General features: G+C 62.8%; 23 protein-coding genes. 10 read left to right on the top strand and 13 right to left on the bottom strand.

Annotation, left to right across the window (positions count from 1 at the left end):
* The first annotated feature begins 38 nt into the window (after positions 1-38).
* A complete protein-coding gene (locus tag JJJ17_RS12925; protein WP_200687114.1) occupies positions 39-1,787 on the top strand; it encodes a SulP family inorganic anion transporter in 1,749 nt (582 codons plus the stop codon).
* Here the strand turns inward: JJJ17_RS12925 and JJJ17_RS12920 are convergent.
* From JJJ17_RS12920 to JJJ17_RS12870, 11 genes are all read right to left on the bottom strand, one after another.
* Positions 1,768-3,717 carry a TRAP transporter large permease subunit gene (locus JJJ17_RS12920; RefSeq protein WP_200687112.1) on the bottom strand — a complete coding sequence of 650 codons (1,950 nt, stop codon included), beginning with the start codon at positions 3,715-3,717 and terminating at the stop codon, positions 1,768-1,770. The genes JJJ17_RS12925 and JJJ17_RS12920 overlap by 20 nt on opposite strands.
* A 48-nt stretch (positions 3,718-3,765) precedes the next feature.
* A complete protein-coding gene (locus JJJ17_RS12915) occupies positions 3,766-4,818 on the bottom strand; it encodes a C4-dicarboxylate TRAP transporter substrate-binding protein (protein WP_200687110.1) in 1,053 nt (350 codons plus the stop codon).
* Positions 4,819-4,845: 27 nt separating this feature from the next.
* Positions 4,846-5,235 carry a nuclear transport factor 2 family protein gene (locus tag JJJ17_RS12910; protein ID WP_200687108.1) on the bottom strand — a complete coding sequence of 130 codons (390 nt, stop codon included), beginning with the start codon at positions 5,233-5,235 and terminating at the stop codon, positions 4,846-4,848.
* On the bottom strand, positions 5,213-6,139 hold the full coding sequence (locus JJJ17_RS12905) for a hypothetical protein (protein WP_200687106.1): 927 nt from the start codon (positions 6,137-6,139) through the stop codon (positions 5,213-5,215). Before JJJ17_RS12905 ends, JJJ17_RS12910 begins: the two co-directional genes overlap by 23 nt.
* Positions 6,140-6,233: 94 nt before the next feature.
* Positions 6,234-6,803, bottom strand: a complete 570-nt coding sequence (locus JJJ17_RS12900; protein WP_200687103.1) for an NADPH-dependent FMN reductase — start codon at positions 6,801-6,803, stop codon at positions 6,234-6,236.
* Between the two features lie 33 nt (positions 6,804-6,836).
* A complete protein-coding gene (locus JJJ17_RS12895) occupies positions 6,837-7,664 on the bottom strand; it encodes a fumarylacetoacetate hydrolase family protein (protein ID WP_200687102.1) in 828 nt (275 codons plus the stop codon).
* A gap of 83 nt (positions 7,665-7,747) precedes the next feature.
* Positions 7,748-8,440, bottom strand: coding sequence for a GntR family transcriptional regulator (locus JJJ17_RS12890; protein ID WP_200687101.1), 693 nt, complete (start codon positions 8,438-8,440; stop codon positions 7,748-7,750).
* Positions 8,441-8,566: 126 nt separating this feature from the next.
* Positions 8,567-9,949 carry an aldehyde dehydrogenase family protein gene (locus JJJ17_RS12885; RefSeq protein WP_200687100.1) on the bottom strand — a complete coding sequence of 461 codons (1,383 nt, stop codon included), beginning with the start codon at positions 9,947-9,949 and terminating at the stop codon, positions 8,567-8,569.
* Positions 9,950-9,980: 31 nt separating this feature from the next.
* On the bottom strand, positions 9,981-11,636 hold the full coding sequence (locus JJJ17_RS12880; RefSeq protein WP_200687099.1) for an acetolactate synthase large subunit: 1,656 nt from the start codon (positions 11,634-11,636) through the stop codon (positions 9,981-9,983).
* A gap of 218 nt (positions 11,637-11,854) precedes the next feature.
* The gene (locus JJJ17_RS12875) at positions 11,855-12,253 is read right to left on the bottom strand and encodes a PIN domain-containing protein (protein WP_200687098.1); all 399 of its coding nucleotides are present in this window, start codon (positions 12,251-12,253) and stop codon (positions 11,855-11,857) included.
* Positions 12,250-12,477 carry an AbrB/MazE/SpoVT family DNA-binding domain-containing protein gene (locus JJJ17_RS12870; RefSeq protein WP_200687097.1) on the bottom strand — a complete coding sequence of 76 codons (228 nt, stop codon included), beginning with the start codon at positions 12,475-12,477 and terminating at the stop codon, positions 12,250-12,252. The genes JJJ17_RS12875 and JJJ17_RS12870 overlap by 4 nt, the downstream gene beginning before the upstream one ends.
* 246 nt (positions 12,478-12,723) lie before the next feature.
* Between JJJ17_RS12870 and JJJ17_RS12865 the strand changes: the two genes are divergently transcribed.
* A complete protein-coding gene (locus JJJ17_RS12865) occupies positions 12,724-13,614 on the top strand; it encodes a helix-turn-helix domain-containing protein (RefSeq protein ID WP_200687095.1) in 891 nt (296 codons plus the stop codon).
* Between the two features lie 12 nt (positions 13,615-13,626).
* On the opposite strand, the gene JJJ17_RS12860 is transcribed toward JJJ17_RS12865, so the two are convergent.
* A complete protein-coding gene (locus JJJ17_RS12860) occupies positions 13,627-15,744 on the bottom strand; it encodes a TonB-dependent siderophore receptor (protein WP_200687093.1) in 2,118 nt (705 codons plus the stop codon).
* 333 nt (positions 15,745-16,077) lie between these two features.
* Here JJJ17_RS12860 and JJJ17_RS12855 point away from each other — a divergent pair, with 333 nt between their 5' ends.
* From JJJ17_RS12855 to JJJ17_RS12820, 8 genes are all read left to right on the top strand, one after another.
* Positions 16,078-17,058: an iron-siderophore ABC transporter substrate-binding protein gene (locus JJJ17_RS12855; protein WP_200687091.1), complete on the top strand. Its 981-nt coding sequence runs from the start codon at positions 16,078-16,080 to the stop codon at positions 17,056-17,058.
* Positions 17,055-18,071, top strand: a complete 1,017-nt coding sequence (locus JJJ17_RS12850) for a FecCD family ABC transporter permease (RefSeq protein ID WP_200687089.1) — start codon at positions 17,055-17,057, stop codon at positions 18,069-18,071. The genes JJJ17_RS12855 and JJJ17_RS12850 overlap by 4 nt, the downstream gene beginning before the upstream one ends.
* On the top strand, positions 18,068-19,108 hold the full coding sequence (locus tag JJJ17_RS12845) for a FecCD family ABC transporter permease (RefSeq protein WP_325168807.1): 1,041 nt from the start codon (positions 18,068-18,070) through the stop codon (positions 19,106-19,108). Before JJJ17_RS12850 ends, JJJ17_RS12845 begins: the two co-directional genes overlap by 4 nt.
* Positions 19,105-19,902 carry an ABC transporter ATP-binding protein gene (locus tag JJJ17_RS12840; RefSeq protein ID WP_200687087.1) on the top strand — a complete coding sequence of 266 codons (798 nt, stop codon included), beginning with the start codon at positions 19,105-19,107 and terminating at the stop codon, positions 19,900-19,902. The genes JJJ17_RS12845 and JJJ17_RS12840 overlap by 4 nt, the downstream gene beginning before the upstream one ends.
* 457 nt (positions 19,903-20,359) lie before the next feature.
* On the top strand, positions 20,360-21,001 hold the full coding sequence (locus tag JJJ17_RS12835; RefSeq protein ID WP_200687085.1) for a LysE family translocator: 642 nt from the start codon (positions 20,360-20,362) through the stop codon (positions 20,999-21,001).
* A 29-nt stretch (positions 21,002-21,030) separates the two neighbouring features.
* Complete coding sequence (locus JJJ17_RS12830; RefSeq protein ID WP_200687083.1) at positions 21,031-21,774, top strand: nuclear transport factor 2 family protein; 744 nt, start codon at positions 21,031-21,033, stop codon at positions 21,772-21,774.
* A 112-nt stretch (positions 21,775-21,886) separates the two neighbouring features.
* Positions 21,887-22,933, top strand: a complete 1,047-nt coding sequence (locus JJJ17_RS12825; protein WP_200687081.1) for an Atu2307/SP_0267 family LLM class monooxygenase — start codon at positions 21,887-21,889, stop codon at positions 22,931-22,933.
* Between the two features lie 63 nt (positions 22,934-22,996).
* Entirely contained in the window at positions 22,997-23,764 is a 768-nt protein-coding gene (locus JJJ17_RS12820; RefSeq protein ID WP_200687079.1) for an alpha/beta fold hydrolase, read from the top strand.
* Positions 23,765-23,841: 77 nt separating this feature from the next.
* Here JJJ17_RS12820 and JJJ17_RS12815 read toward each other — a convergent pair whose 3' ends face one another.
* On the bottom strand, positions 23,842-25,080 hold the full coding sequence (locus JJJ17_RS12815; RefSeq protein ID WP_200687077.1) for an MFS transporter: 1,239 nt from the start codon (positions 25,078-25,080) through the stop codon (positions 23,842-23,844).
* Between the last annotated feature and the right edge of the window lie 8 nt (positions 25,081-25,088).

The raw sequence follows: 25,088 nt of genomic DNA, 5'->3' as shown, positions 1-25,088 counted from the left end.
CCGCGACGGCGCTTGCCGACGCTTCGAATGGTGCGGCCATGTATGCCACCACAGAGCAACCGGGCAGATCGCCCCGTTTCGTCCAGCTTTTCGCCCCGAAACTGCTGACCGTCCTTGGTGAAGGCTATCATCTGCGCCATTTGCGTGCCGATGCGCTGGCCGGGTTGACGGTCGCAATTGTCGCGCTGCCTTTGTCCATGGCGATCGCAATCGCCTCGGGCGCGACCCCGGCACAGGGGCTTTATACCGCCATTGTCGGCGGCTTTCTGGTCTCGGCCCTTGGCGGTTCGCGGTTCCAGATCGGCGGTCCTGCGGGGGCATTCATCGTGCTGGTCGCGGCGACGGTCGCCGCACATGGGATGGAGGGGCTGATCCTTGCCACAATGCTGTCGGGGATCATGCTGGCGCTGCTGGGCTTTCTGCGGCTTGGCACCTTCATCAAATTCATTCCCTTCCCGGTGACGGTGGGTTTCACCGCAGGCATCGCCGTGATCATCTTCGCCAGTCAGATCAAGGATTTGCTGGGCCTGACGCTGGCCCATGAGCCGGGCGAACTTTTGGAGAAGATCCCCGCGCTCTGGGCCGTGCGCGACAGCGTGACCCCCGTTGCGATTGCCGTCGCCGGGGCGACCATTGCGCTGATCCTGCTGATCGGACGCTATCGCCCGCATTGGCCCGGCATGCTGATTGCCGTGGTCGCTGCCTCTGCCCTCACCGCTTTGGCGGGGCTGCCGGTCGAGACCATCGGCACCCGTTTCGGTGGCATCCCCTCGACCCTGCCGCTGCCGCATCTGCCCGCGATCACGGTCGAAAAGATCGTGGCCGTCTTGCCCGCCGCAATGTCCTTCACTTTGCTCGGAGCTATCGAGTCGCTGCTATCGGCCGTCGTCGCCGATGGGATGACCGGGCGGCGGCACCGTTCGAATTGCGAATTGGTGGCGCAGGGCGCGGCGAATATCGGCTCGGCTTTGTTCGGCGGCTTCTGCGTGACCGGCACCATCGCCCGCACGGCGACCAATGTTCGTGCGGGCGCGCATGGGCCGGTCGCGGGGATGCTGCATGCGCTGTTCCTGCTGCTCTTCGTGCTGATCGCCGCGCCGTTGGCTTCCTATATTCCGCTGGCGACATTGGCCGGAGTTCTGGCCGTGGTGGCGTGGAACATGATCGACCGGGTCGAGATCGGTGTATTGCTGCGGTCAGGCTGGGCCGAGGGGATCGTTCTGGCGGCGACTTTCCTGCTGACGATCTTCCGCGACCTGACCGAGGCAATCGTCATCGGCTTTTCCCTCGGCGCGTTGATCTTCATCCACCGGATGAGCCAGATCGCCGCTGTCGAGGTCGATGCGCCCTTGGTTGCGGTCGATCTGCCCGACACGGCCGAGCCGCGCGCCGCCTATGACGAGCAGGCCGCCGATCCCGAAATCGTGGTTTACCGGATCAGCGGGGCGTTGTTTTTTGGCGCTGCGGCCTCGATCGGGGCGGTGCTGGATCAGATCCGGGACGGGCACAAGGCGCTGGTCATCGACCTGTCGGCGGTGCCGTTTCTGGATTCGACCGGCGCGAACATGATTGGCGGGTTGGCGGAAAAGGCGCATCGTCGCGGCGTGGCGATCTGGATCAGTGGGGCCAGCCGAGGCGTCAGGCGGGTGCTGCTGACCCACGGCCTGCGCCCGCCCACCTGCCACTACGCGCCCGATATCAGGACTGCGGTTGAGCGGCAGCGCGGTAAGTCGGTTCTGCCAGCATCTTCCAAGGATCAATCTGACGCTAGATCAACGCCAGAATGATCCCCGGAAACACCATGCAGGTCAGGATCATCACGGCCATTGCCACGACATAGGGCAGCGATCCCAGAAAGATCCGCGGCAGCGAACACAGATCGCCGACGATGCTTTTCACCACGAAGACGCTGATCCCGAAGGGCGGTGTCAGAAGCGCCATCTCGACCGCGATGACGGTGATGATGCCCAGCCAGATCAGCACTTCGGGGCCGATGATATCGGTGCCAAGCGCCACCACGATTGGTGCGATGACGGGGATGGTGATGACGATGATCGAGGTCGGGTCAAGGAACATCCCCATCACGATCATCACCACCACGAACAGCAGCATCACCCCCCAGAACCCGAAATTCGAGGCGATGGTGAACTCGACCATGACCGCAGGCAGCGTGGACATGACCAGCGCCTTGGTGAACACACTGGCGCCGATCACCAAAGTCAGCACCGAAACGGTGATCTGGCCGCTTTCATGCAGCACTTCCCACAGGTTCTTGCGGTTCAGTCGGCCACGGATCACGGTCAGGACCATGGTGGCAAAGGCCCCGATAGCCCCGGCCTGTGTCGGCGTGAACCAGCCCAGATAGATGCCGCCCAGTACGACCGTTACCAGCAATGCGATAGGCGCCAGCAGGCGGGCAGAGCTGGCAAGTGTTTCCGGCGGAAGGTCGTCGTTGCCGGATGGTTGGCCAACGAAATCCGGGCGGATGCGGGCCAGCAGCAGGATGGTGATGCAGAAGAGGACAGCCAGCAGCAGGCCGGGAATGATCGCCGCCAGAAACAGCTTGCCGACCGATGTTTCGGTGACGAATCCGTAGATGATCAGCAGCAGGCTTGGCGGCAGCAGCATCCCCAGAACCGACGATCCCGCCACGGTGCCGGTTGCGAATTGCGGCGTGTAGCCATGCGCCACCATTTGCGGAACCGCCACCCGAGAGAAGATGGCCGATGACGCGATCGAGATGCCGGTGACCGCCGCGAAGATCGCATTCGCCACCACCGTCGCGATGCCAAGCCCGCCAAGGATACGCCGCGTCCACCAGGCCGCCACCTGATAGGCGTCGCGGCCGATATCCGAAATGGCGGTGAACATGCCCATCAGCACGAACAGCGGCACCACGCCGAAATCGAACTTGTTGATCGTCCCGGTCGCCGATGTCTTCAGCGAATTCAGCGCCACCGTTGGATTGTCGCGTATGAGCCAGATCGCCACCACGCCGACCGCGCAAAGGACGACCGGCACATGCATCCCCGCCATCAGCATCACCAGCATGAAGACCGTCGCCAGAATGCCCAGCGTCACCCGGTCGAAATCGCCGAAAATGACAAGGGACAGCGCGGCGATGAACAGGATCAGGCCGCCGGTGACCATGGCGACGCCTCGATTGCGGTCAGCGCGTGGCATGGATTTAAGCGTGGCGACGATCTGCGCGGTCTCGATGACGAATTGCACGGTGACGGCGGCAGAGCCGATGGTGGTCAGCAGATTGAAGGGCCATGTCGGGGCCGAGAAAATCCCGCGCGTGCCGAAATATTCCGCCGATTGCCAGGACATGACTAACTCGTTCCACAGAAGCTGCGTCAACGCGCCGAAGATCACCGCGCCGACCAGCAGGAAGGGGATGTCCAGCAGCGCGGCGGCCCTTGGATTGGCGCGTTTCAGCGGCGAGAAGAAGAAATCGGCGCGGGTCAGGCGGCCATGGCGCAGCGCATGGGCCAGTTGCAGGAAGACGACCGGCACGATAGTCATCTCGGTCATCTCGACCACACCGTAAAGCGGGCGCGAGAACAGTGCCAGACCCGCGACATCGGCGCAGATCAGCAGCATCAGCATGAATATCCAGACCGTTCCCAGAACCGAAAGACCGCCGGTGACATAGCCGAAACTGCGGTTGATCGCCCATTCGGGGGGGCTGGATGTCTCGACTGCCTCGCTCATAAGATCACTCCTCCCTGAGATGAAAACTGCCGGTTGCGGCAGCCGTTGCTACTGGATCGCCCAGTCCCGCATCGGCGTGGCGCCTGCATCGCGGACTGCGCTCATGAAACCTGCCAGCAGCGCCTGACCTTCGGGCAGATCAGCGGCCCATTGCGATGAAAGCTCTGGCAGCAGATCGACCCATTTCTGACGCTCGGCTTCGTCCAGACGGGTAAGGGTGACGTTCGGATCGGCCTCAAGCTCGGCGATGCTGGTGTCGTAGCGTTGTTGCAGCAGGTCAGCGTTCAGGCGGCTGTATTCGGGGCCAAGTTCGGTCAGCACCTGCTGCACGTCTTCGGGCAGGCCGTCCCAGATGTCCTTGTTGATGCCGAAACCGCCGATCATGTTCGCCCCCGCGCCGACCAGCGTCACATGCGGCGCGACCTCGTGGATCTTCAGCGGATGGGCGCCGCTGACGATGGACAGGACGCCATCGGCCACGCCGGTCTCAAGCTGGTTGTAATAGGTCGGCAGCGCGCCGTTCACCGGCACTGCGCCCACGGCCGAGATCCATGTGGCCGTCGGGCCGGGGGCAAGGATTTTGCGACCGCGCAGATCTTCAAGGCTGTTTACCGGGAAGCGCGTGTATAGGTGATAGGTGTCGGCCCCGGTCGCGCCCAGAAAGACCACGTTGTTTCTGGTCCATTCGGCCTCAAGCGCCGGGATTTCCTGATAGAGGCGATTGAACGCCTCCATGATCAGCCCGGCATCGTCGGTGGTGAAGGGCGTGTAGAAGGACAGATTGCTGTAAGGCATCTTGCTTTCCTCCCACATCGAGCCGATCCAGCCCGCATCGGTAATGCCATCGCCCACGGCCTCAAGCGTATCGCCAAAGCCGTAAAGCGCGCCGCCATAGGATTCCGTCCAGTCGAGCCGGTTTTCCGATCCCATCTCTTCCAGACGCCGGTTGGCCTCGGCGACGATGACCTGTTGCAGCGGCGCGACCCAGGGGATCTGGACATTGTGGCTGGATGAGATCGTCAGGTTGATTTCCTTGGCGACGACCGGCGCGCCAAGCAGGGTGACAGGCAGCACAAGGCATGCCGCTTTCGCGAGCTTCATGGTGTTCTCCTTCCCGAAATGTGTCGATCAGCGCCGGATTGGCGTGGGTGCGAAGGACAGGAACCGCCAGTTCCCGCCGGTCTTCGCCCAGATATTGGTGCAGGTATTGTCGATGATGCGATCCTCGCCGCCGACAGTGGCGCGGGCCCACATGGTCCCGGTCAGGATCAGCACGTCACCGCGCCTTGCGATGATGTCGATCGAGGGCTTCAGTTCGTGATAGAGAAAGAAGCCTTCGCGCAGCTTGGCCAGAAAGCTGGCCTTGCTGTCGCGGTCGCCGAAGGAATGGGTATAGACCAGTTCATCATCCAGCAGGTCTTCCAGCGTCTCGGCATCCCGCGCCTTCATGGCATTGTAGCGCCGCGCCTCCAATGTTTCGGCCAGTCGGCGATCCTCAGGCGAGCTGTAGCAGGTCATCATGCTCATCCACGCCGCAGCAGGGGCTGAAATGCTGGATCCATTCAAGCGAGGGCAGGGCGCCCCACTGATTCACCACCTTCCAGTTCGACAGATTCTCGCCCGGATCGGCGACGCGGGTGGGCATGTCCAGATCCTGGATCACCTCCATCTCGGCGATGCACTCGATCAGGAAGCCTGCGGAATCGACATAGTAGAGAAACAGATTATCCCCCGCGCCATGACGGCCCGGACCCCAGACAACGCGGCGCTCTTCGATCCCCAGACTGTCGGCGATCCGCTTCAGCCCGTCGAAGTTCTCGAACTCCCAGCTGATATGATGGACGCCGCTATTGCCCTTGACCGCTGCCAGCGTGTGATGGCGGCCATCGGCGGCACGCATCCACATGATCTCGTAGCCGCTGGTGCGTTCGGTCAGAAGCATGCCGGTGGCGGCACCTAGCTCTTTCGAGAAGGTGACCGGATCGATGGCGGCGAAGTTCACATGGTCCAGAAAGCGCGGATGCACGCCAGGACCGTGATAGCGCAAAGGCTGATCCATCGGCATCGGTGTATGCACCTCTATCGCGTGGCCCTCGCTGGTCAGGAAGGTCACGCCCTTGTCGATGCAGTCCAGCGAAGGACGCTCTGACAAGATCCGCAGGCCAGCAGCGCGGGCACGGTCGCGGACCTCGTCCACGGCATCCGGCGTGACCGCTTCAAGCCCGACCCGGCGCAGGTTGTTCGCGTCCGAGGGATACAGGATCATTTCCGCCCGGCGCCGGTTCGAGGTCAGCATGATCCGCCCTCCGTCCTGCCCGCTGATCCGGGTGCCGGCGATGTTGCAGGTATCCTCGGCGGTGCGCTGCGGGTCGGTGACGTTCAGCGCGACATAGCCAAGACGAAAGACAAGTGGTGTTGGCATGGTTTCCTCTCCTCTCTTCGGGCAAGCCCGCTCCGGCCCGGTCGCCACTGGCGCCCGGCATATTCCTCCTTCAGTCCCCTTGTGCCTTTCGGCCTTATTGCATGGCGCGGCGCGACTTCAGCAGACTGCCGAAATCGGCCAGCGCATCCAGCATCTCGCCCGCCGCAGCGGTTTGCAGCGGATTGCCGATAAAGCGACCCTCTTCGTCGCGCTGCTGGGCGTAAAGCGGGCAGACGACGCCCTGAACCAACGGGACCATCCGCAAAGCGATGGCGACGCGGCGCAGATCCTCGACCGCACGGGCGGCACCCGAAATGCCGCCATAAGCGACCGTTGACATCGGCTTGCCCGCCCATTCCGCACTGAGATAATCCATCGCGTTCTTCAGCGCACCGGGAATGGAATAGTTGTATTCGGTGGTCACGAAGACATAGGCATCGCCGCGCGAGATGAGCTTGCTGAAGCGGCGTGTGTGGTCATGGGTGTATTGCTGCAGGCGGGGATGGTTCGGCTCATCCATGACCGGCAGGTTCAGCGCGGCCAGATCAACCCGCTCGACCGAGAAGCGCTGATCCTTCCGGGCGATTTCCTCGAACCACTCGGCGACGGACAAGCCTCCACGACCTTGCCTGACGCTGCCGATAATGACTTGCAGATTCAGCATTCCCCCCTCCTCCCATGGGATATGCGATCCGGTTCAGGCGGCCTCGTCGATGACGGGGTTGCGCAGGATGCCGATGCCCTCGATCTCGACCTCGACGACATCGCCGGGCTTCATGAACAGTTTCGGCGTCCGCGCCCAACCGATGCCCGCAGGCGTTCCGGTCACGATCACATCGCCGGGCTCAAGACTGATCGCCTCGCTGATGATCGAGATCAGGTCGGCCACCGGAAACAGCAGATCGTCGGTCGAAGCGCTTTGGACGACCTCGCCGTTCAGGCGGGTTTCCAGCTTCAGGCCGCGCGCGCCATCGGGCAGTTCGTCAGCGGTGACGATCCACGGCCCGAATGCGCCGGTATTGTCGAAGTTCTTGCCGACCGTCCATTGCGGCGCCTTGAACTGATAATCCCGGATCGAGCCGTCGTTGAAGATCGAATAGCCCGCGACATGCGAGGTGGCTTGTTCCTTCGGGATATTGCGCCCGCCCTTGCCGATGATCGCGACCAGCTCGCCTTCGAAATCCAGCTCATGCGAGATGCGGGGCCGCACGATTGGCGCGCCATCGGCGATCAGGCTGGAATTGAAGCGCGGGAACAGCGTCGGGTAGTCCGGCGCGTCATAGGGGCTTTCGGCAGCGTGGTCGGCATAGTTCAGCCCGACACAGATCACCTTCGATGGCTTGGGCAACGGCGGCAGGATGCTGACGCCGTCCTGATCCAGAACCGGGGCGGCAGCGACCTGCTGCGCCAGATCCGGCAAGGCCAGCGCGGACAGCAGATCGGTTGCACCAAGATCGGCCCATTCGCCACCCCGTTCAACCGCTACGCCCTGAGCACCGGCTTTTTCGTAGGTCATGATCCGCATGATCTTCCTCCCGCATGAGTGAGTCGTCCTTGCGACTCATAAATGCCACAAGGATTATCGCAAGGCAACAATATTTTCGAAAATCATTTGTCCTGTGCGATGATTTGCAAATCATCGCTATCCAGAATGATCTCGACCGTGCGGGCAAGATGTGCGCGGATCAGGCGTTCGGCGGCTATTGGATCGCGGGCGATGACGGCATCGGCGATGGCGGTGTGTTCGGCCAGATGATCGCGTCCCGAGCGTTGATAGTGATGCGACAGGCGACGATAGCGGTCGGCATGATCGGTCAGTTGCGCACGCAGGAACATCAGGCGCGGAGAGCCGCTGGCGGCGACAAGACTGTCGTGAAAGGCGTGGTGGCGGCGTTCCCATTCGGGGTCGATATGACCATCGGATGTCAGGCTGTCACGTTTGCCAAGCGCATGGATCGCGCCGACAATCCCGGCTTCCCACGCATCGTCCCCCGCCTCGATCGAACGGCGGATGCCCAGCACCTCAACCTCTTGACGCATGAACAGCAGATCAAGCAGATCCGCGCGCGAGATCGGGGCGACGTGGAAACCCTTATGCTCTTCCAGCACCACCAGCTTTTCCGAGGCAAGCCGGGTCAGCGCCTCACGCAGCGGACTAAGACCGATACCATAGCGTTCCTTCAGCTCTTCAAAACGCAGCTTGCCGCCGGGGCGCAATTCGCCATCGACGATGTCCAGCCGCAGCCGGTCATAGACCGAGGTCATCAGGGTCTTGTTGTCGCCGTCGATCCGTTTGGTCACTACCATCTGCCTGCCCGCCCGCTTTTCTGTCGTCGAATTGTATATATTTTCGTAAATATAGCAAACCATCGAAAATATAAGAATAGACGATCAGTCGGACAGACAGATGAAGTCAGGGCTTTGCAGTCAGCTTCTGCGCAGCAGGATCATTTTTTCTTGGGTCATGTCGCGCATGGTGTAGGGGATGCCGCCGATCCCGTAACCTGACTCGCGGCGTCCGGCGAAGGGCATCCAGTCAACGCGGAAGGCCGTCGGATCGTTGATCATCACCGCCGAGGCCTCCAGCCTGTTTGCCGCCCGCAACGCCACATCGATATCCTGCGCGAAGATGCTGGACTGGAAGGCGGTGGGCAACGCATTCGCCGTCGCAATCGCCTGATCCAGATCGGTGTAGCGACTAACCGCCACAACGGGGCCAAAGATCTCCAGCGTCGAAACCTTTGCGTCGGCGGCGGCATCAATCAGCACTGTCGGCTGCAAAGTGGTCTCGGACAGGCGCTTGCCGCCGGTTGCCAGCTTTGCGCCGCCGCTGACCGCTTCATCGACCCATGACGCCACCCGGTCCGCCTCGCGTGGCAGGATCAGCGGCCCGACCTCGGTATCCTTCAGCGTGGGATCGGCGGTGCGCAGTTTTTCGACGCGGGCCACCAGCCGCTCGGTGAACTCATCCGCGATGTCGCTATGGACGAAAATCCGCTGCGTGGAAACGCAGACTTGCCCGGCATGGTAATAGCCGCCCTTGACGATCAGCTCGACCGCCTTGGCCAGATCGGCGCTGCGATCCACGATAGCCGGTGCCGCACCGCCATGTTCCAAGGCCGAGCGTGCACCATGCGGCAGTTTCGAATGCAGCGACCAGCCGACCCTTGCCGAGCCGATGAAGCTGAGAAACGCGATCCGCCGGTCGGTCGCCAGCTTTTCGGCCAGATCGTTGTCATCGGTGATGAAGGTTTGGCACCACGGCTCGGGCAGGCCAGCCTCGTGGGCCAGCCCGACCAGTTCCAGACAGGACAAAGGCGTGGTGATCGCGGGTTTTACGATCACCGGGCAACCGACCGCGATGGCGGGGGCGATCTGATGCACGATCAGGTTCAGCGGATGGTTGAAGGCCGAAATCGCCGCGACGATGCCAATGGGTTCCTTGGTGGTGAAAGCCCAGCGGTTCTCGGCGGCGGCGGACAGCCCCATCGGCACCTCGCGCCCGCCGAAGTTGCGCAACTCATCGGCGGCATTGTTCACGCCGTCGATGGCGCGGGTCGTCTCGACGATGGCATCGGGCAGGGGCTTGCCACCCTCTCGCGCGATCTGCATCGCCAGATGATCGCGCCTGTCTTCCATCAGCGCGGCCAGCCGGCGCAGGATGGCGATGCGCTGATGTGGTTGCAGCCAGCCGTCGCGGTCGCGGAAGACCCGCTCGGCGGCGGCAAGCTTGCGTTCCAGCGCGGCGGCATCCTCGGTTTCGATCTCGGTGATCGGCTGGCGATCAAAAGCCTGAACGACCTGCAACATGGCTAACCTTTCCTTGGCTTTCGGGCGCGGGTCACGCGCATTCGACATTGGGGGTGCGGTTGCGCAACTCGTCCACCAGCACGCGGGTGTTTTCAGAGTAATCGATCGGCACATCGACCAGATGCACCCCGCCACCCGCGAAGGCGGCTTCAAGCGTGGGCACCAAATCCTCGACCGCCGTGACCCGCGATCCCTTGGCGCCATAGCTTTCGGCATAGCGCACGAAATCGGGGTTGCCGAAGCTCATCCCGAAATCGGGGAAGCCATCGACGGCCTGTTTCCAGCGGATCATGCCATAGGCGCTGTCGTTCAGAATGACGACGACAAGGTTCAGCCCAAGCCGCACCGCCGTCTCCATTTCCTGCGAGTTCATCATGAATCCGCCATCGCCGCAGACCGCCATCACCCGCCGGTCGGGGTGAAGGATCGCCGCCATCATCGCCGACGGCAGCCCCGCCCCCATCGTCGCCAGCGCATTGTCCAGCAGCAGCGTATTCGCGACATGAGTGCGATAGTTGCGGGCGAACCAGATTTTATACATGCCGTTGTCCAGACAGACGATGCCGTCTTCGGGCATCACCTGCCGCACATCATGGACGATCCGTTGCGGCGTCACCGGGAAGCGGTCTTCCTCGGCCCGGTCATTGATGCGGGCGAAGATGCGCTGGCGCAGATCCAGCATCCCCTGATCCTCGGTCAATCGCCCTTCTAGCCGCTCGCCCAATCCCTGAACCGAGGCGGCGATATCGCCGATCACCTCAAGGTCGGGGTGATAGACCTGCTCGACGGTGGCGGATTGATAGCCGATATGAATTACCTTCGATCCGCCCGCGCTTTTCATCAGGAAGGGCGGCTTCTCGACCGTGTCGTGACCGATGGCAATGATCAGATCGGCGCGATCCACGGCTTCGTGGACATAGTCGCCCTCGGACAAGGCGGCGGTGCCCATATAGAGATTCGAGCCGCCGGTCACCGCGCCCTTGCCCATCTGCGTGTTGAAGAACGGTATCCGCGCCCGCGCGACAAAGCTGGACAACGGGTCCACCAGCGAAGGCCGGTTCCCCGCCGCGCCGACCATCACCAGCGGGCGTTTCGCCGCAAGGATCGTTTCGGCGGCAAGATCAAGCGTGGCAGCACTGGCCACCGGCCAATCCAGCGCGTGACGCGGGATCAGGATGTCATTGGCGGTTTCTTCGCCTGCCACGTCCTCGGGCAGTTCCAGATGGACCGGGCCGGGCCGTTCCTCCATCGCGACGCGGAAGGCGTCACGGACGATCGCGGGAATGCTGCCCGCGCTGACGATCTGCCGGGTCATCTTGGTCAGCGGCTTCATCGAGCCGACGATATCGACGATCTGGAACCGCGCCTGCTTGGCGCTCATCAGCGGTTTTTGCCCGGTAATCAGGATCATTGGCATCGCGCCAAGATGGGCATAGGCGGCACCCGTCGCAAAATTCAGCGCCCCCGGCCCAAGCGTGGCAAGGCAAACGCCGGGCCTGCCGGTCAGCCGCCCATGCGTTGCCGCCATGAACGCCGCCGCCTGTTCATGCCGTGTCAGGACCAGCTCGATCTTAGAGTTGCGCAGAGATTCCAGCACATCGAGGTTTTCCTCGCCCGGCACCCCGAAGATCCGGTCAACGCCCTCATTCTCAAGTGCTGCGACGAACAGGTCTGAGCCTTTTGGCATAGCGATAACCTCCGGTGCTGGTCTTTTGTCGATACATTCCGATCATGCGCAGAAAACCCGAACGGTCGCAAACCGTCGATGGTGGTAGCGTCAGGTCACCCGGTCCCGGTCGCAGGATATACAATGTAAACGCTAGCACCCATGTCCTGTGGTGCGGCAGGCCGGTTTCGTGCCTCATGGCGTTGCGGAAACAGGAACGCAGGGGCCGAACGTGGGGCTTACTGCCCTGCGAAGGGGTTCTCGATGCGCAACCGACCCTCGATCATCATTCCGTCCTGCATGTCTTCGGACAAAAGCCTTTCGCATCCGTTGGCGAGGGCCGAGGCTACGATCATCGCGTCATAGACCGAAAGCTGATAGCGTTCGGCAACCGCCCTGCCGATGTCATGCACCGCAGCGGTCAGATCGGCGATGGACAACACTTCACGCAGAAGGCCCAGAAAGTCCCGTATCTCATCCCAACTCATCCCGGCCTTTCGGCGGCAGACCGTGGTGATTTCGTTCAGCACCTGCACGCTGATCACCCCGCCATTGGCAAGAGCATCGCGGGCAAGCCGCGCCTTCGGTCCGTCATCAAGCAGATACAGCAAGACATTCGTGTCGATTGCGGTTCTCACCGTTCGTTCGCCGCGTCTCTATCGAAGCGGAAACCGGCGGGAAGCCGACCCCGGAACCGGTCCAGATCGCCAAGAATGTCATCGGCGGATCTGGGACGCGCAATCGTCAGCCGTCCCCGCGCGGCCTCGACCTCGATTTCGTCACCGGCCTGAAGGCCAAGCTCGGCGACAAGTCTGGCGGGCAACCGGACGGCCAGTGAATTGCCCCATTTGGCGATCTGCATGATATCCTCCGTGGATATACTTCTTGCGCAATGTATATCCGCAAGGCGGGATTGTAAAGATCGCGGGACGCGGCGGCACAACGGCGCTTGCTTGCGCAATATTGCAACCGGCGCCTGTTTCACCCAGTATATGACGCTGTGGATCACTCCTTATATGGGACGAGGCTGGCCAGGATGGCTGTCCCCGCAATGCTTCGTCCGGCAGACGATCCCTCATCCAGTTCGTGCAAAAGCGGGATTCAGGCAATGAGCTATCGTCACTCCATGACCTGCTATACCGAGGGTATTCAGGCCACCCTGCCGGTCAAATGGCGCAGTCTTGATGGCGTGATGAGCGTCTATTGGGAGGCCGAGGGCCAGACGGGCGCGCGCGGCTATTACCTGTCGCCGGACCCGCGGATCGTGTTTTTCTTCAACGATGTCTCGGCCCATATCCAGATGTCGAACCGCGATAATCCGGCGGGCGCGGATGCACGGCCGATGACGCGGGCGGTCTATGTGCCTGCCGGGATGCCGCTTTGGACGCGGTTCACGGCGGCCCATCGCTTCACCCATCTGGACCTGCATCTGCACAAGGACCGGCTGCTACGGTTCCTGTCGCCCTCGCTTGGGGAATCGGCGGCACTGTCGGCTTTGCGGCGCCCGGTCGAGATGCAGCAGGTGGACGCCGCCACCGCGTTGGCCGGTTTGCTGGTCGATGAGGTGGCAAGCCCCGCGCGCCACGCGATCTATGCGGAAAGCCTTGTCGGCAGTATCGCCGCCAATCTGCTGGACATCCCGCAGGAAGCAGCGCCGGTGTCGGGCGGCCTGACGCCTGTGCAGTTAAGCCGGTTGCGTGACCGGGTTGACGCAAGCAGGGGGCAGCGGCTGAGCGTGGCCGAGATGGCGTCGGTCGTCGGGCTGTCGGAAAGCTGGTTTGCCAGCATGTTCAAGAAAACGACCGGCAAGACGCCCTTGCAATGGCAGCTTGGCCAGCGAATCGAACGGGCGCAGCATCTGTTGGCCAAAACCACGCTGACGCTGGCCGAAGTCGCCGATCAGCTTGGCTTTGCCGATCAGGCGCATCTGACGAAATCGTTCCGCCAGGTCACCGGGGAAACACCCGCCGCGTGGCGGCGGATGCAAGGGGTTATCTAGGCAGGCCGTGACTTACCACGTCCGCCGCAGTGTCGCGGAAACCGAGCGGCCCGGATTATAGAAATCAGCCCCGAAGCCGCCGTAAGAGACGTGCTTGCGGTCAAACAAATTGCTGACATTGATCGCCAGCGATGTGTTCTCCTGAATCTGGTAGCTATAGGCCGCGTCAACGATGAAGTTGCTGCCGCTTTCCGTCGTGTTCGCATCGTCAAAGTAATACGATCCGGTATAGCGACCGCCCAGCCCGAAGCTCATATCGCCCCGCGCGCCCTGGCCCGCCAGCGTATAGTTCAGCCAGACCGAGGCGGTATGCTCGGGCACGAAGGACAGGCGATTGCCGACATTCCCGGCGGTTCCGTTCTCGACGATCTTCGAATCCAGATAGGAATAACCCGCCGTCAGGCTGATGCTGCTGCTCAGCTCTGCCTTGGCCTCAAGATCGATACCGCGCACGCGCACCTCGCCGATGGTCGAGGGCAGGTTCGTGACCGGATCGGTGCGGGTGATATCGCTTTTGGTCAGGTCATAGACGGCGGCGGTCAGCAGCGTGTTGCCGTTCGCAGGGCGGTATTTCACGCCGAATTCAAGCTGATCGCCACGTTCTGGATCGACGGTCAGGCCGCTGGCTGGCACCACCGATTCCGCGTAGCTGCCATAGACCGACAGATCGGGCGTGATCCGGTAGGTCAGGCCAAGGCGGCTGGTGGTTTCGCTGATATCACCGCTTTCCGAAGTGCCCGCCATCAGGTTCGTCTGCGTCGTGTCGATCCAGTCATTGCGCAGCCCGATCGAGGCGATCAGCCGGTCATAGGTCAGGTCCTGTTGCAGATAGATCGACTTGGTCCGCTGTTCGGTCCGGTTATTGCCGATCATCGGCACAGAATCCGGCCTGCCCGTATAGATCGGATTGGTCCAGTCGATCCCCGGCGCAGGCCCCCAGAAGCTGGCATTCGTCGCATCGCTATCGCGGTATTCGATGCCCAGCAGGCTGCGGCTGTCGAAATTGCCGAAGCGGGTTTCATATTGCAACCGTGCGTCGGCGGTGAACACTTCGGCAGAGCTTTCGTTGCCGAAATAGGCGCGCTCGGCAATCGTCGATCCATCGGTTGGCGTGCCCGAGATATAGACATAGCCGAAATCGGTATCCTGATCGCTGTAACGCGCGGTCGAGCTGAAGCTGAGACCGCCGCCGAAATCATGGTCGAACATTGCGCTGACGGTGCTGCGTGTGGTGCCGCGATAATTATACTCTGGCTCGCCGAAGAAGCGGTTCTGATCGAAATCGCTGCCGACCGGATGGCCGCCGCTGCCCGGCACGGCGTCGCGGTCCAGATAATCGGCGACGATGGTCAGGCTAGTGGCGTCATCGGGCCGCCATGTCAGCCCGCCCATCAGGAAGCTCTCATCATCGCGGGAATAGTCGTATTCGCCGTCCGCATCGCGATAAAGGCCGGTCAGACGGTAGGAAAGCGTCTTATCCGCCGTCAGATTGTCGCCGAAATCAAAGCCGACCTCGGCGCGGTTGTTGGAGCCGCCGGACGCATAAACCTCGCCGAAGCGCAGGTCTTTCGGGCGTTTGGTGATGTAGTTTACCGACCCGCCGGGATCCGAGACCCCGAACGCGGTCGAGTTCGCGCCCTTCAGCACCTCGACCCGCTCAAAGGCGTAGGCCTCTTCGCGGGCAGCGCCGAAGGGACGGCCAAGCGACAGGCCGTCGCGATAGGTATGGGCATCAAAGCCGCGGATCTTGAAGAAATCGAAGCGGTCGTCCGCGCCATAATGATCGGTGGTGACGGCGGCGCTGTATTGCAGCACCTGTTCGACCGTTTGCGCGCCGCGCTGGCGGATTTCCTTCGAGGTGATGACCGAGACCGAGGCGGCGGTCTCCATGATGTCCGTCGTCATCTTGCTGCCGCTGCTGACTTGCGAAGCCACGATGGAGTTGGCGTCATCGTCGGTGCCGGAAAGCGTGATCGTGTCCAGGATGACGGGCTCGCCTTCGCTGGCCGTCTGCTGCGCCAGCGCAGCGGCGGGGATCAGCAGCGCAAGGGTTGAACAGCCCAGAAGCATCGCCCTGAAAGCTGCATGTGGTGACGGCGCGCCTTTGCTGTCCGTTCTGTCGAGAGGCATGGTGTGTGTTTCCGCAAATATTGTTGTCTTTGGCACCGCTGGCTGTCGGCAAATCGGGCGCGCCCGTCTGCCGTTCTGCTTGCGAAATCGATCGGCGAAGCATTCGTTCGATGCACAAAGGCCAGCGCACCCCGCAAAGGCAGAGGCGCGATCAAAGAATGGTCAACGCTACGTTGCGGCGTCTTACAATGGCCCAGATACGCCTGTATTGTCGAATCCTACGTTTTTTGTCGGATACTGCGGAAATCGATGTCATTTTCGGGCGGCACCGCTTGACGCAGGCTTGTTTCCAAGGGGAAAAGCCGCAGCGGGAACAAGATGAAGGATCGTCCGATGCCATCACGCATTCACTGTCTGGCCGTGATCTCGCTGCTTCTGGCAAGCGGCGCGGTCGCCGATGAGGCGGCATTTCCGGTCCGGGTCGAACACGCTTTTGGAACGACGGTGATCCCAGAAAAGCCGGAACGTGTGGCCAGTGTCGCATGGGCCAACCACGAAGTTGCGCTGGCGCTTGGCGTGGTGCCCGTGGGCTTTGCAGCCGCGAACTTCGGGGATGACGACGATGACGGGTTGCTGCCGTGGGTCTCGGCCCGGTTGGAAGAGCTTGGGGCGGATGCGCCGGTCCTGTTCGACGAAGGCGACGGTATCGACTTTGAGGCGGTGGCGGCGGTGCAGCCCGACGTGATCCTTGCAGCCTATTCGGGGCTGACGCAGGCGGAATATGACACGCTCAGCCAGATCGCGCCGGTCGTGGCTTACCCGGACGGGGCATGGGCGACCGATTGGCGCGAGATGATCCGGCTGAACAGTGCCGGTCTGGGCATGACTGCGGAAGGCGAGGCGCTGATCGACCGGATCGATGCCCGTATTGCCGAAACCGTCGCCCGGCATCCGCAGCTTGATGGCAAGACGGCGATGTTCATCACCCATCTTAGCACCAGCAATCTCAGCATCGTCAGTTTCTACACCGGCAACGATACCCGCGTGCAGTTCTTTGGCGATCTGGGCCTGACCATGCCCGCAAGCGTCCGCGAGGCGACCGGGCCAGGCCAGTTCGCGGCCCAGTTCAGCGCCGAAAAGATCGATGCTTTCGACGATGTGGATATCCTTGTCACCTATGGCAGCGAGGATCTGGTCCGCGCCTTGCAGGCCGATCCCTTGATGTCGCATATGCCCGCAGTCGCCAATGACGCGCTGGTCATGCTGGGCAGCGATCCGTTGGGCACGGCGGCCAATCCGACGCCCTTGTCGATTGAATGGGTGCTGGACGATTATGTCGGCTTGCTTGCCGACGCCGCACGCAAATCCGAATGATCGCCACAACCCGCATCCCGCTGCGCCAGAGCAGGCCGGTATGGCTTGCCCTGATGCTGGCCGTCCTGCTGCTGCTCTGCGCGCTTTCGGTCGCTATCGGGACGCGGGACGTGGACTGGCCCGACATCATCGCGGCATTGCAGGGGCGGATCGACAATATCTCGCAGGCGGCGATTGCGGCACGGATACCGCGCAGTCTGCTGGCGCTGCTGGCAGGTGCGGCGCTTGGGCTGTCGGGGGCGGTCATGCAGGGGATCACCCGGAATCCATTGGCGGATCCGGGAATATTGGGCGTCAATATGGGCGCGGCACTGGCCGTAGCGATCGGCGTGGCGTGGTTCGGCATCGTTTCGGCGCAGGCTTATATCTGGGTGGCGATTCTTGGCGCGGGGCTGGCTGCGGTCTTCGTCTATACCATCGGCTCGGTCGGCAGGGGCGGTGCAACGCCGCTCAAGCTGGCACTGGCCGGGACCGCGACCTCGGTCGCGTTTTCGTCGCTGGTGGTGGCGGTGATCCTGCCGCGCAACGATATCGCCGGGGGTATCCGGCTGTGGCAGGTCGGCGGTGTCGGCGGCGCCACGATGGAGCGGATGAGCCATGTCCTGCCCTTCCTTGCCGTGGGCTTCGTTCTAAGCCTCATATCGGCGAAAAAGCTGAATGCGCTGGCGCTTGGCGACGATATGGCGGCCGGTCTGGGCGAGCGGGTGGCGCTGGCCCGTGCGTCGGCGGCGCTTGGTGCGATCCTGTTATGCGGGGCGACCACGGCGGTTTGCGGACCTATCGGCTTTGTCGGGCTGGTCGTGCCGCATCTTTGCCGGTTGCTGATCGGGATCGATCACCGTTGGTTGCTGCCGTTTTCTGCGCTGATCGGAGCCTGTCTGTTGCTGGCCTCGGACATTATCGGGCGGATCATCGCCCGCCCGAATGAGCTGGAGGTCGGCATCGTCACTGCCTTCATCGGTGCGCCCTTCTTTATCTGGATCGTCCGGCGGCAGAGGCTGCGGGACCTGTGACCACGCTTGCTTCCCCCTTGCAACAGGTGATCCAGCGCCGCGAAACCCGGTCCCGTCGCTGCATATTGCGGATCGCGTTGCTGGCGGCCGGGGTCGCCCTTTTGTTCATGCTGACGCTGATGCTGGGGCAATCCTTTACGCCGCCGATGGATGTGCTTCGCGTCCTTCTGGGGCAGGATCTGCCCGGACTGTCGTTCACCGTGGGCCAGTTGCGGCTGCCGCGCGCGGTCATGGCGGTGCTTGCCGGGGCGTGTTTCGGGCTTGGCGGAGCGGCGTTTCAGACGATGCTGCGCAATCCGCTGGCCAGCCCGGACATCATCGGTATCAACTTCGGCGCCAGCGCGGCGGCGGTGTTTGCGATTGTCGTTCTGTCGCTGGACGGGCCTGCGATTTCGGTGATCGCGGTGATCTCGGGCCTGTTGGTCGCCATGCTGATCTATGTGCTGTCCTTTCGCCACGGGATTGCGGGAACGCGGCTGATCCTTGTCGGGATCGGCATCTCGGCGATGCTGAAAAGCTGGATCTCCTACATCCTGTCCCGCGCCGCCGCATGGGATCTGCAAGAGGCGACGCGCTGGTTGACCGGCAGCCTGAACGGCGTGCAGATGTCGCAGGCCGGGCCGCTGCTGCTGGCGCTTCTGGTCTTTGGCGGGCTCTTGATCTGCCGCACGCGTGATCTTGAGACGCTGCGACTGGGCGACGATACGGCGGCGGCGCTTGGCACCAATGTGGCGATGACGCGGATTGTGGTGATCGTAACGGCGGTCGGGCTGATCGCGGTGGCGACGGCGATGACCGGGCCGATTGCCTTCGTGGCCTTCCTGTCGGGACCGATTGCGGCGCGGATCTTTGGTCAGGGAGGTTCGCTGCTGATCCCGGCGGCGCTGACCGGCGCGGCGCTGGTGCTGGTCGGCGATTTCTGCGGGCAGTTTCTGTTGCCCAGCCGCTATCCGGTCGGCGTCGTCACCGGCGCGCTTGGGGCGCCCTATCTGATCTATCTCATCCTGCGCGCCAATCGCAGCGGAGCCTCGCTATGACCTCGCATATTCTGAACGTCAGCCAGCTTGCCGCCGGCTATGGCGAGGCGGATATCCTGAACGGGCTGGACCTGCAGGTGCCGCCCGGCCGGATCACCGCCATTGTCGGCGCGAATGCCTGTGGCAAGTCCACGCTGCTGCGCGCCATGTCACGGCTGCTGGCTCCGCGCCGGGGGCAGGTGGTGCTGGATGGCCGTTCCATCCACCAGATCCCGCCCCGGCAACTGGCGCGGACGCTGGGCCTGCTGCCGCAATCGCCGACCGCGCCGGAAGGGATCACCGTGGCGGATCTGGTCAGCCGTGGCAGGCATCCGCATCAGGGCCTTTTCGGTCGCTGGTCGCGCGAGGATGACGAGGCCGTCGCCCATGCGCTTGAGGCCACCCAGACGACCGAACTGGCCGAGCGGGCGGTGGACGAACTTTCCGGCGGCCAGCGTCAGCGGGTCTGGATCGCGATGGCGCTTGCCCAAGAGACCAGCATTCTGCTGCTGGATGAGCCGACGACATTCCTCGACATCTCGCATCAGATCGAGGTGCTGGATCTGCTGACCGACCTGAACCATCGGCGCGGCACGACCATCGTGATGGTTCTGCACGATCTGAACCTTGCCGCGCGCTATGCCGACCATCTGGTCGCGATGGCCGATGGCCGCCTGCATGTGTCGGGCCCGCCCGAGGAAGTGCTGACCGAAGCCGTTGTGCGCCATGTCTTCGGGCTGGACAGCCGGATCATCACCGATCCGATCTCGGGCCGTCCGATGATGCTGCCGATCGGGCGGCACCGGACGGCGTAAGCGCCGAGCGGCATCGTTCCACTTTCCGCAACACACCTTACCTCTCAAAGGCGCTTCCGCAGGATCGGGATGAGGGCCAGTATCTGTTCAAGGCGCGGAAGACAGCCCACTCACGGAACATCCTTCCGCGCGGACTGGCAGCAAAGGAAACGACGATGCCCTCCCGGAACGGCCCTGCATCGCCACCTCGTCCAAGGGACAAGGTCTGCGCGGTGCTGCACACGGTCGCTTTCGTGAAGGTCGGCGGACGGCTTGCCCCCGGCTGATCCGCGTCTGGTGCCGCGCTCTGACCCGTTTGCCCGGGGTCAGGGCGCGGCATCCACCCAAATCTGCATCCTCGGGCGGCCATGCCGCTGCCCGTCAACCGTCCCGGCATGTTTCGGGACAGGCGAGGGGTCCGTTCGCGATCTTGAGGCATGGATCATGCCGATGAACGACCTCGTCTCTCAGGTGTCACATGGAACTTTCCGCCTATCTTGCCTTCATCATCGTCAGCGCGGCGCAGGTTGCGACGCCGGGGCCATCTACGCTGTTCATCGTGAATAATGCGCTGGCCTTCGGACCGCGCCGGGCGATCGGCGTGCTGAGCGGCGATCTGATCGCCATCGCTTTGCTAGCATCGCTTTCCGTCGCGGGGCTTGGCGCGCTGCTGGTCGCCTATCCGGTCGCGTTTCTGATCCTGCGTCTTGCGGGCGCGGGCTATGTCATCTGGCTTGGCTGGGGCTATCTGCGCACCCCGCCTGCGCAACCCCAAACCGCTACCTCCGCCGACCAAGGCCATGACGGCGGCAGCCTGTGGCTGCATTCCTTCGGCGTCGGCATCAGCAATCCAAAGGCGGTGCTGTTCTTCGCGGCGCTGTTTCCGCAGTTCATCCCGGTCGGCAGCGGCGCATCGGTGCTTGCCCTGCTGGTGCTGACCTTTGTGGTGGTGAAGCTGGTAGTGCTGGGCGGCTACGCCCTTGGCGCAAGGCGCATCGGGCAAATGCTGCGCAAACCTGAACATGCAAGGCACGGCCGCCTGCTGACCGGGGGCATCTTCGTCCTCTTCGGCGCCCTGATGATCTGGTCGGCGCTTTCCGAACATCTGGGTCAGCCATGACAAAAACCTCCACGAAAGGACAAAACCGCATGTCGTTAGACCGTTTCCCCGTTGGGCAAGAGATGGATGTTTCTTACCCCAATTTTCAGGTCAGCCTGAAGCTGCTGTCGGTCCAGCAACTGCAATTCGAGATCAAGGACGGCCCCTTCGCGCGGGTCGAGACCGTCGAGATCCGGGTCATCCCGCTGGGCAACAGTGTCTTTGCGGTCAGTTGGCAGGAAAAGGACGGCGCGACGGTGGTGAACGTTCAGGACTACGACCGCGGCATCGTCCATTCGCATGCGACGCTGGCCCATGGGCAATTCCTGCGAATGACCGGCACGTTCCAGATCACCCGCCCCGCCGACCGCATCACCGACGACCGCCCGCATCGTAACAGGGCGCTGGTGCTGGATGCGATGACCTCGTTGTTTCAGCGACACGACGCCTCGGCGGTTGAGCGGCTCTATACGGCTGACTATATCCAGCACAATCCCGACATTCCCCAAGGCCGCGATGCCCTGCACGAGATCGTCGCGACCCTGTCGCCAGAGGTTTTCTACGAGCCGGGACTGGTGATCGCGGATGGTGATTTCGTCGCGATTCATGGCCGGATCCGAGGCTGGGGGGACGCACCGCAGGTGGTGGTCGATATTTTCCGGGTGGAAGGCGGCAAGCTGGCCGAACACTGGGATGTGCTTCAGAACGAGGTGCCCACGACCGAGGGTCTTGCCGGGCTTTCGATGTTCGACCCTGCAGAGGGCGCGCGCCTTGTCCGGACCGAGACGCCATAGCTGGCGCAAAGGCATTGTGGCCATGTCCCCGGCCACAATGCACTGAACATCACCGCCTGTCCCGGCAGTTCGGGGCAGGCAAGGCAGACCCAAGATATTGCAAGGACTATTCATGGAAATCGGTATCGACAGCTTCGCCGCAATCCTGCCCGATCCAGCGACAGGCCGGCGACCCTCGGCGACTGAACGCATGGCCGACCTGATTGGCGAGATTGAAACCGCCGACAGGGTCGGGCTGGACGTTTTCGGCATCGGTGAACACCACCGCGCCGAATTTCTGGACTCGGCCCCCGCGATCATTCTGGCCGCAGCGGCGGCGCGCACGCAGAAGATCCGCCTGACAAGCGCAGTGACGGTGATCAGCGCCGCCGATCCGGTAAGGGTGTTTCAGGAATTCGCGACCCTCGATCTGATCGCAAAGGGCCGGGCCGAGATTGTCGTCGGTCGTGGCTCTTTCATCGAGGCGTTTCCGCTGTTCGGTCTGGATACGCGGGCTTATGACGACCTTTTGGCCGAAAATCTGGACCTGCTGCTGAAGCTGGGCGAGACGACCAACATCACCTGGGAAGGTCGCTTCCGCCCGCCACTTCAAGGGCAGGGCGTCTTTCCACGGCCGCATCAGGCCCGGCTGCCGGTCTGGCTTGGCGTTGGTGGCACCCCGAATTCCTTCGCGCGCGCCGGTGGGCTTGGCCTGCCACTGATGATCGCTATCATCGGGGGCGATTTCGAGCGTTTCCGCCCGTTGGTCGATCTTTATCGGCAGGCGGGCATCCGTGCCGGACACGATCCCGCGACGCTGAAGGTCGGGGTTCATGCAATGGGCTTCGTCGGGGAAACCGATGCCGCAGCCAGAGACGCCTTTTATCCCGGCTGGTCACATCTGACGACGACGATTGGCCGCGAACGGGGCTGGTCCGCACCTTCGCGCCAGCAATTCGACATGATGGCGGGGCCGGGCGGTGCCTTTCTGATCGGCGCCCCGAAAACCGTCGCGGCCAAGATGCTGCATGCCGACAAGGTGCTTGGCGGCATATCGCGGATCACCTTCCAGATGAGCACTGCCTCGCTTGATACCTCGGCGATGAAACGCTCGATCGAGCTTCTGGGAACCGAGGTTGCGCCGATCATCCGGGCCGCGCGGAAACAGCAGGGCGACTGATCCCTGCGAACCTTCATCGACGCCTCAATTGCACTTTAACCCAACAACCCAAGGAGAAAACCCATGTCCAAGATCGCAGCAACCGTCGCCGTCGCGACCTCGCTTCTGTCCAGCACGGCAATCGCGCAAGACGCCAAGCCGACGATCATTCTGGTCCACGGAGCCTTCGCCGATTCCTCAAGCTGGAACGGCGTCGTCACCCATCTGCAAAATGACGGATACCGGACCGTCGCCGTTGCCAATCCCTTGCGCAGCGTGACGAATGACGCGCAGACCGTTTCTGACGTGGTCGCCAGCATCGAAGGGCCGGTGGTTCTGGTCGGTCATTCCTATGGCGGGCAGGTGATTTCGAACGTCACCACGGCCGAGGACAAGGTCAAATCGCTGGTCTATGTGGCCGCTTTCGCGCCTGACGCCGACGAAGCCGCAGCGGAATTGGCCGGGCAATTCCCCGGCAGCACGCTTGGCGACGCGCTTTCGCCGCCGGTCCAAATCGCAGGCGGCGGGGTCGATCTTTATATCGATCAGGCGAAGTTCCACGATCAGTTCGCGCATGACGTTCCCGCCGATCAGGCTGCACTGATGGCGGCTGGCCAGCGCCCGATCACCGAGGCTGCGCTGACCGAAAAATCGGGCGATCCGGCATGGAAGTCGCTGCCGTCCTATTTCGTCTATGGCGATGGCGACAAGAACATCCCGGCAGAGGCGCTTGGCTTCATGGCAGAGCGTGCGGGCTCTAAACGCACGGTCGTCATCGAAGGCGCTTCGCATGTCGTGATGGTCTCGCACCCGGATGCTGTGGCAGAACTGATCATCGAGGCCGCGCAGTAAGCGCCGGGCTTCGGGGCTATTGAAAGCCGGTCGGGAAGGCGATCCTACCCGACCGAAATTCTGCCTCACCGCGATCATTATTCCGCCGCGTGGCCGACGTGATCGAGAGATCGGAATGCCGGGGCAATCAGGGCGATTGCGACGGTGACGATGATCAGGACCGCAATGGCGATCCCGGCGGCGGGCAGCCCATATCCGCTGGCAATCGCGCCAAAGGGCGCAGCGGTCAGCGCGGGTGCCGCAAGGACCAGCGCGTTCTGCGCCCCAAGCACACGGCCACGCATCTCATCCGGTGTGGCCTCTATCGTCGCGACGCCAAGGACGGCGGACATCGGGCCATTGGTCAGGCCGATGAAGATGCAGGCCGCAAGAACCGACCACGGCGACAGCATCGCGCCGACGATGGCGAAGCCCGCACCCGCGCCGATCATGCCGGTCACGAACCATGCCCGCCGCGAGACCCTGCCAACGGTCATCGCATAAAGCGCCGCCCCGACCAGTCCGCCAAGCGCGATCCCGCTGGCCGCGAGCCCGGACAAAGCGGGCATACCCTCGGCAATGAAATAGGCGGGCATGATGGTCGCCTGAAGGGCAACGATGACGGCGACAAACATGGCCGAAAGCAAGGTCGTGCCCAGCAAGAGCCGGTGTTGCAGCAGGAATGTCCACGCGGTCCACAGATCCGCCAGAACGACGCGCACTCCGCCACGCTCCGCCGCTGTTCTGACGGCAACCTGACCCGCCTCTGACGAAATGCCAAAGGACAGCAAAGCCGCAAGAAAGCTGGTTGCTGCCGTGATATACATGGCTTCCGGCGTCACGCCGACCAGCCAGACCAGCAATCCGCCCGCACCCGGTCCAAGCAGCATCAGCGTTCCAGCCAGCGCTTCTCTGATCCCGACCAGCCGATCCAGATCGCCTTTGTTATTGCCCTGAAGTTGCACCAGCCGCGGCAGCAGCACCTCACGCGCGGTCATGCCCGGCGCATCACCGAAAGCGCCGATCACCGCAAGGATAATAAACCACTGAAGGTTCAGCCCCCAGATGGCATCGACCACCGGCAAGGCCGCAACCGAGGCCGCTGACAGCACATCGCTGACAATCGAGACCGTGCGCCGGTTGACCCGGTCCACCACCACCCCGGCAAAAATGCCCGCAACCGCCGAAACCGCCGCCGAGACCGCAACAACGGTGCCAGCGGCCAGAACGTCGCCGGTTTGCGCAAGGACCAGCAGCGGGAAAAGAACCGAGGCGATCCCGTTGCCGAACAGTGACAGGCTATATGAGCCTAGATAGATCAAGGTGTTGCGATGCATCAGTTAGT

The sequence above is a fragment of the Paracoccus caeni genome, assembly GCF_016629665.1.
In the GTDB taxonomy this organism is placed as follows: domain Bacteria; phylum Pseudomonadota; class Alphaproteobacteria; order Rhodobacterales; family Rhodobacteraceae; genus Paracoccus; species Paracoccus caeni.
Note: the sequence above shows the minus strand (reverse complement) of the source record. Positions and strands in the feature narration are given on the sequence as shown.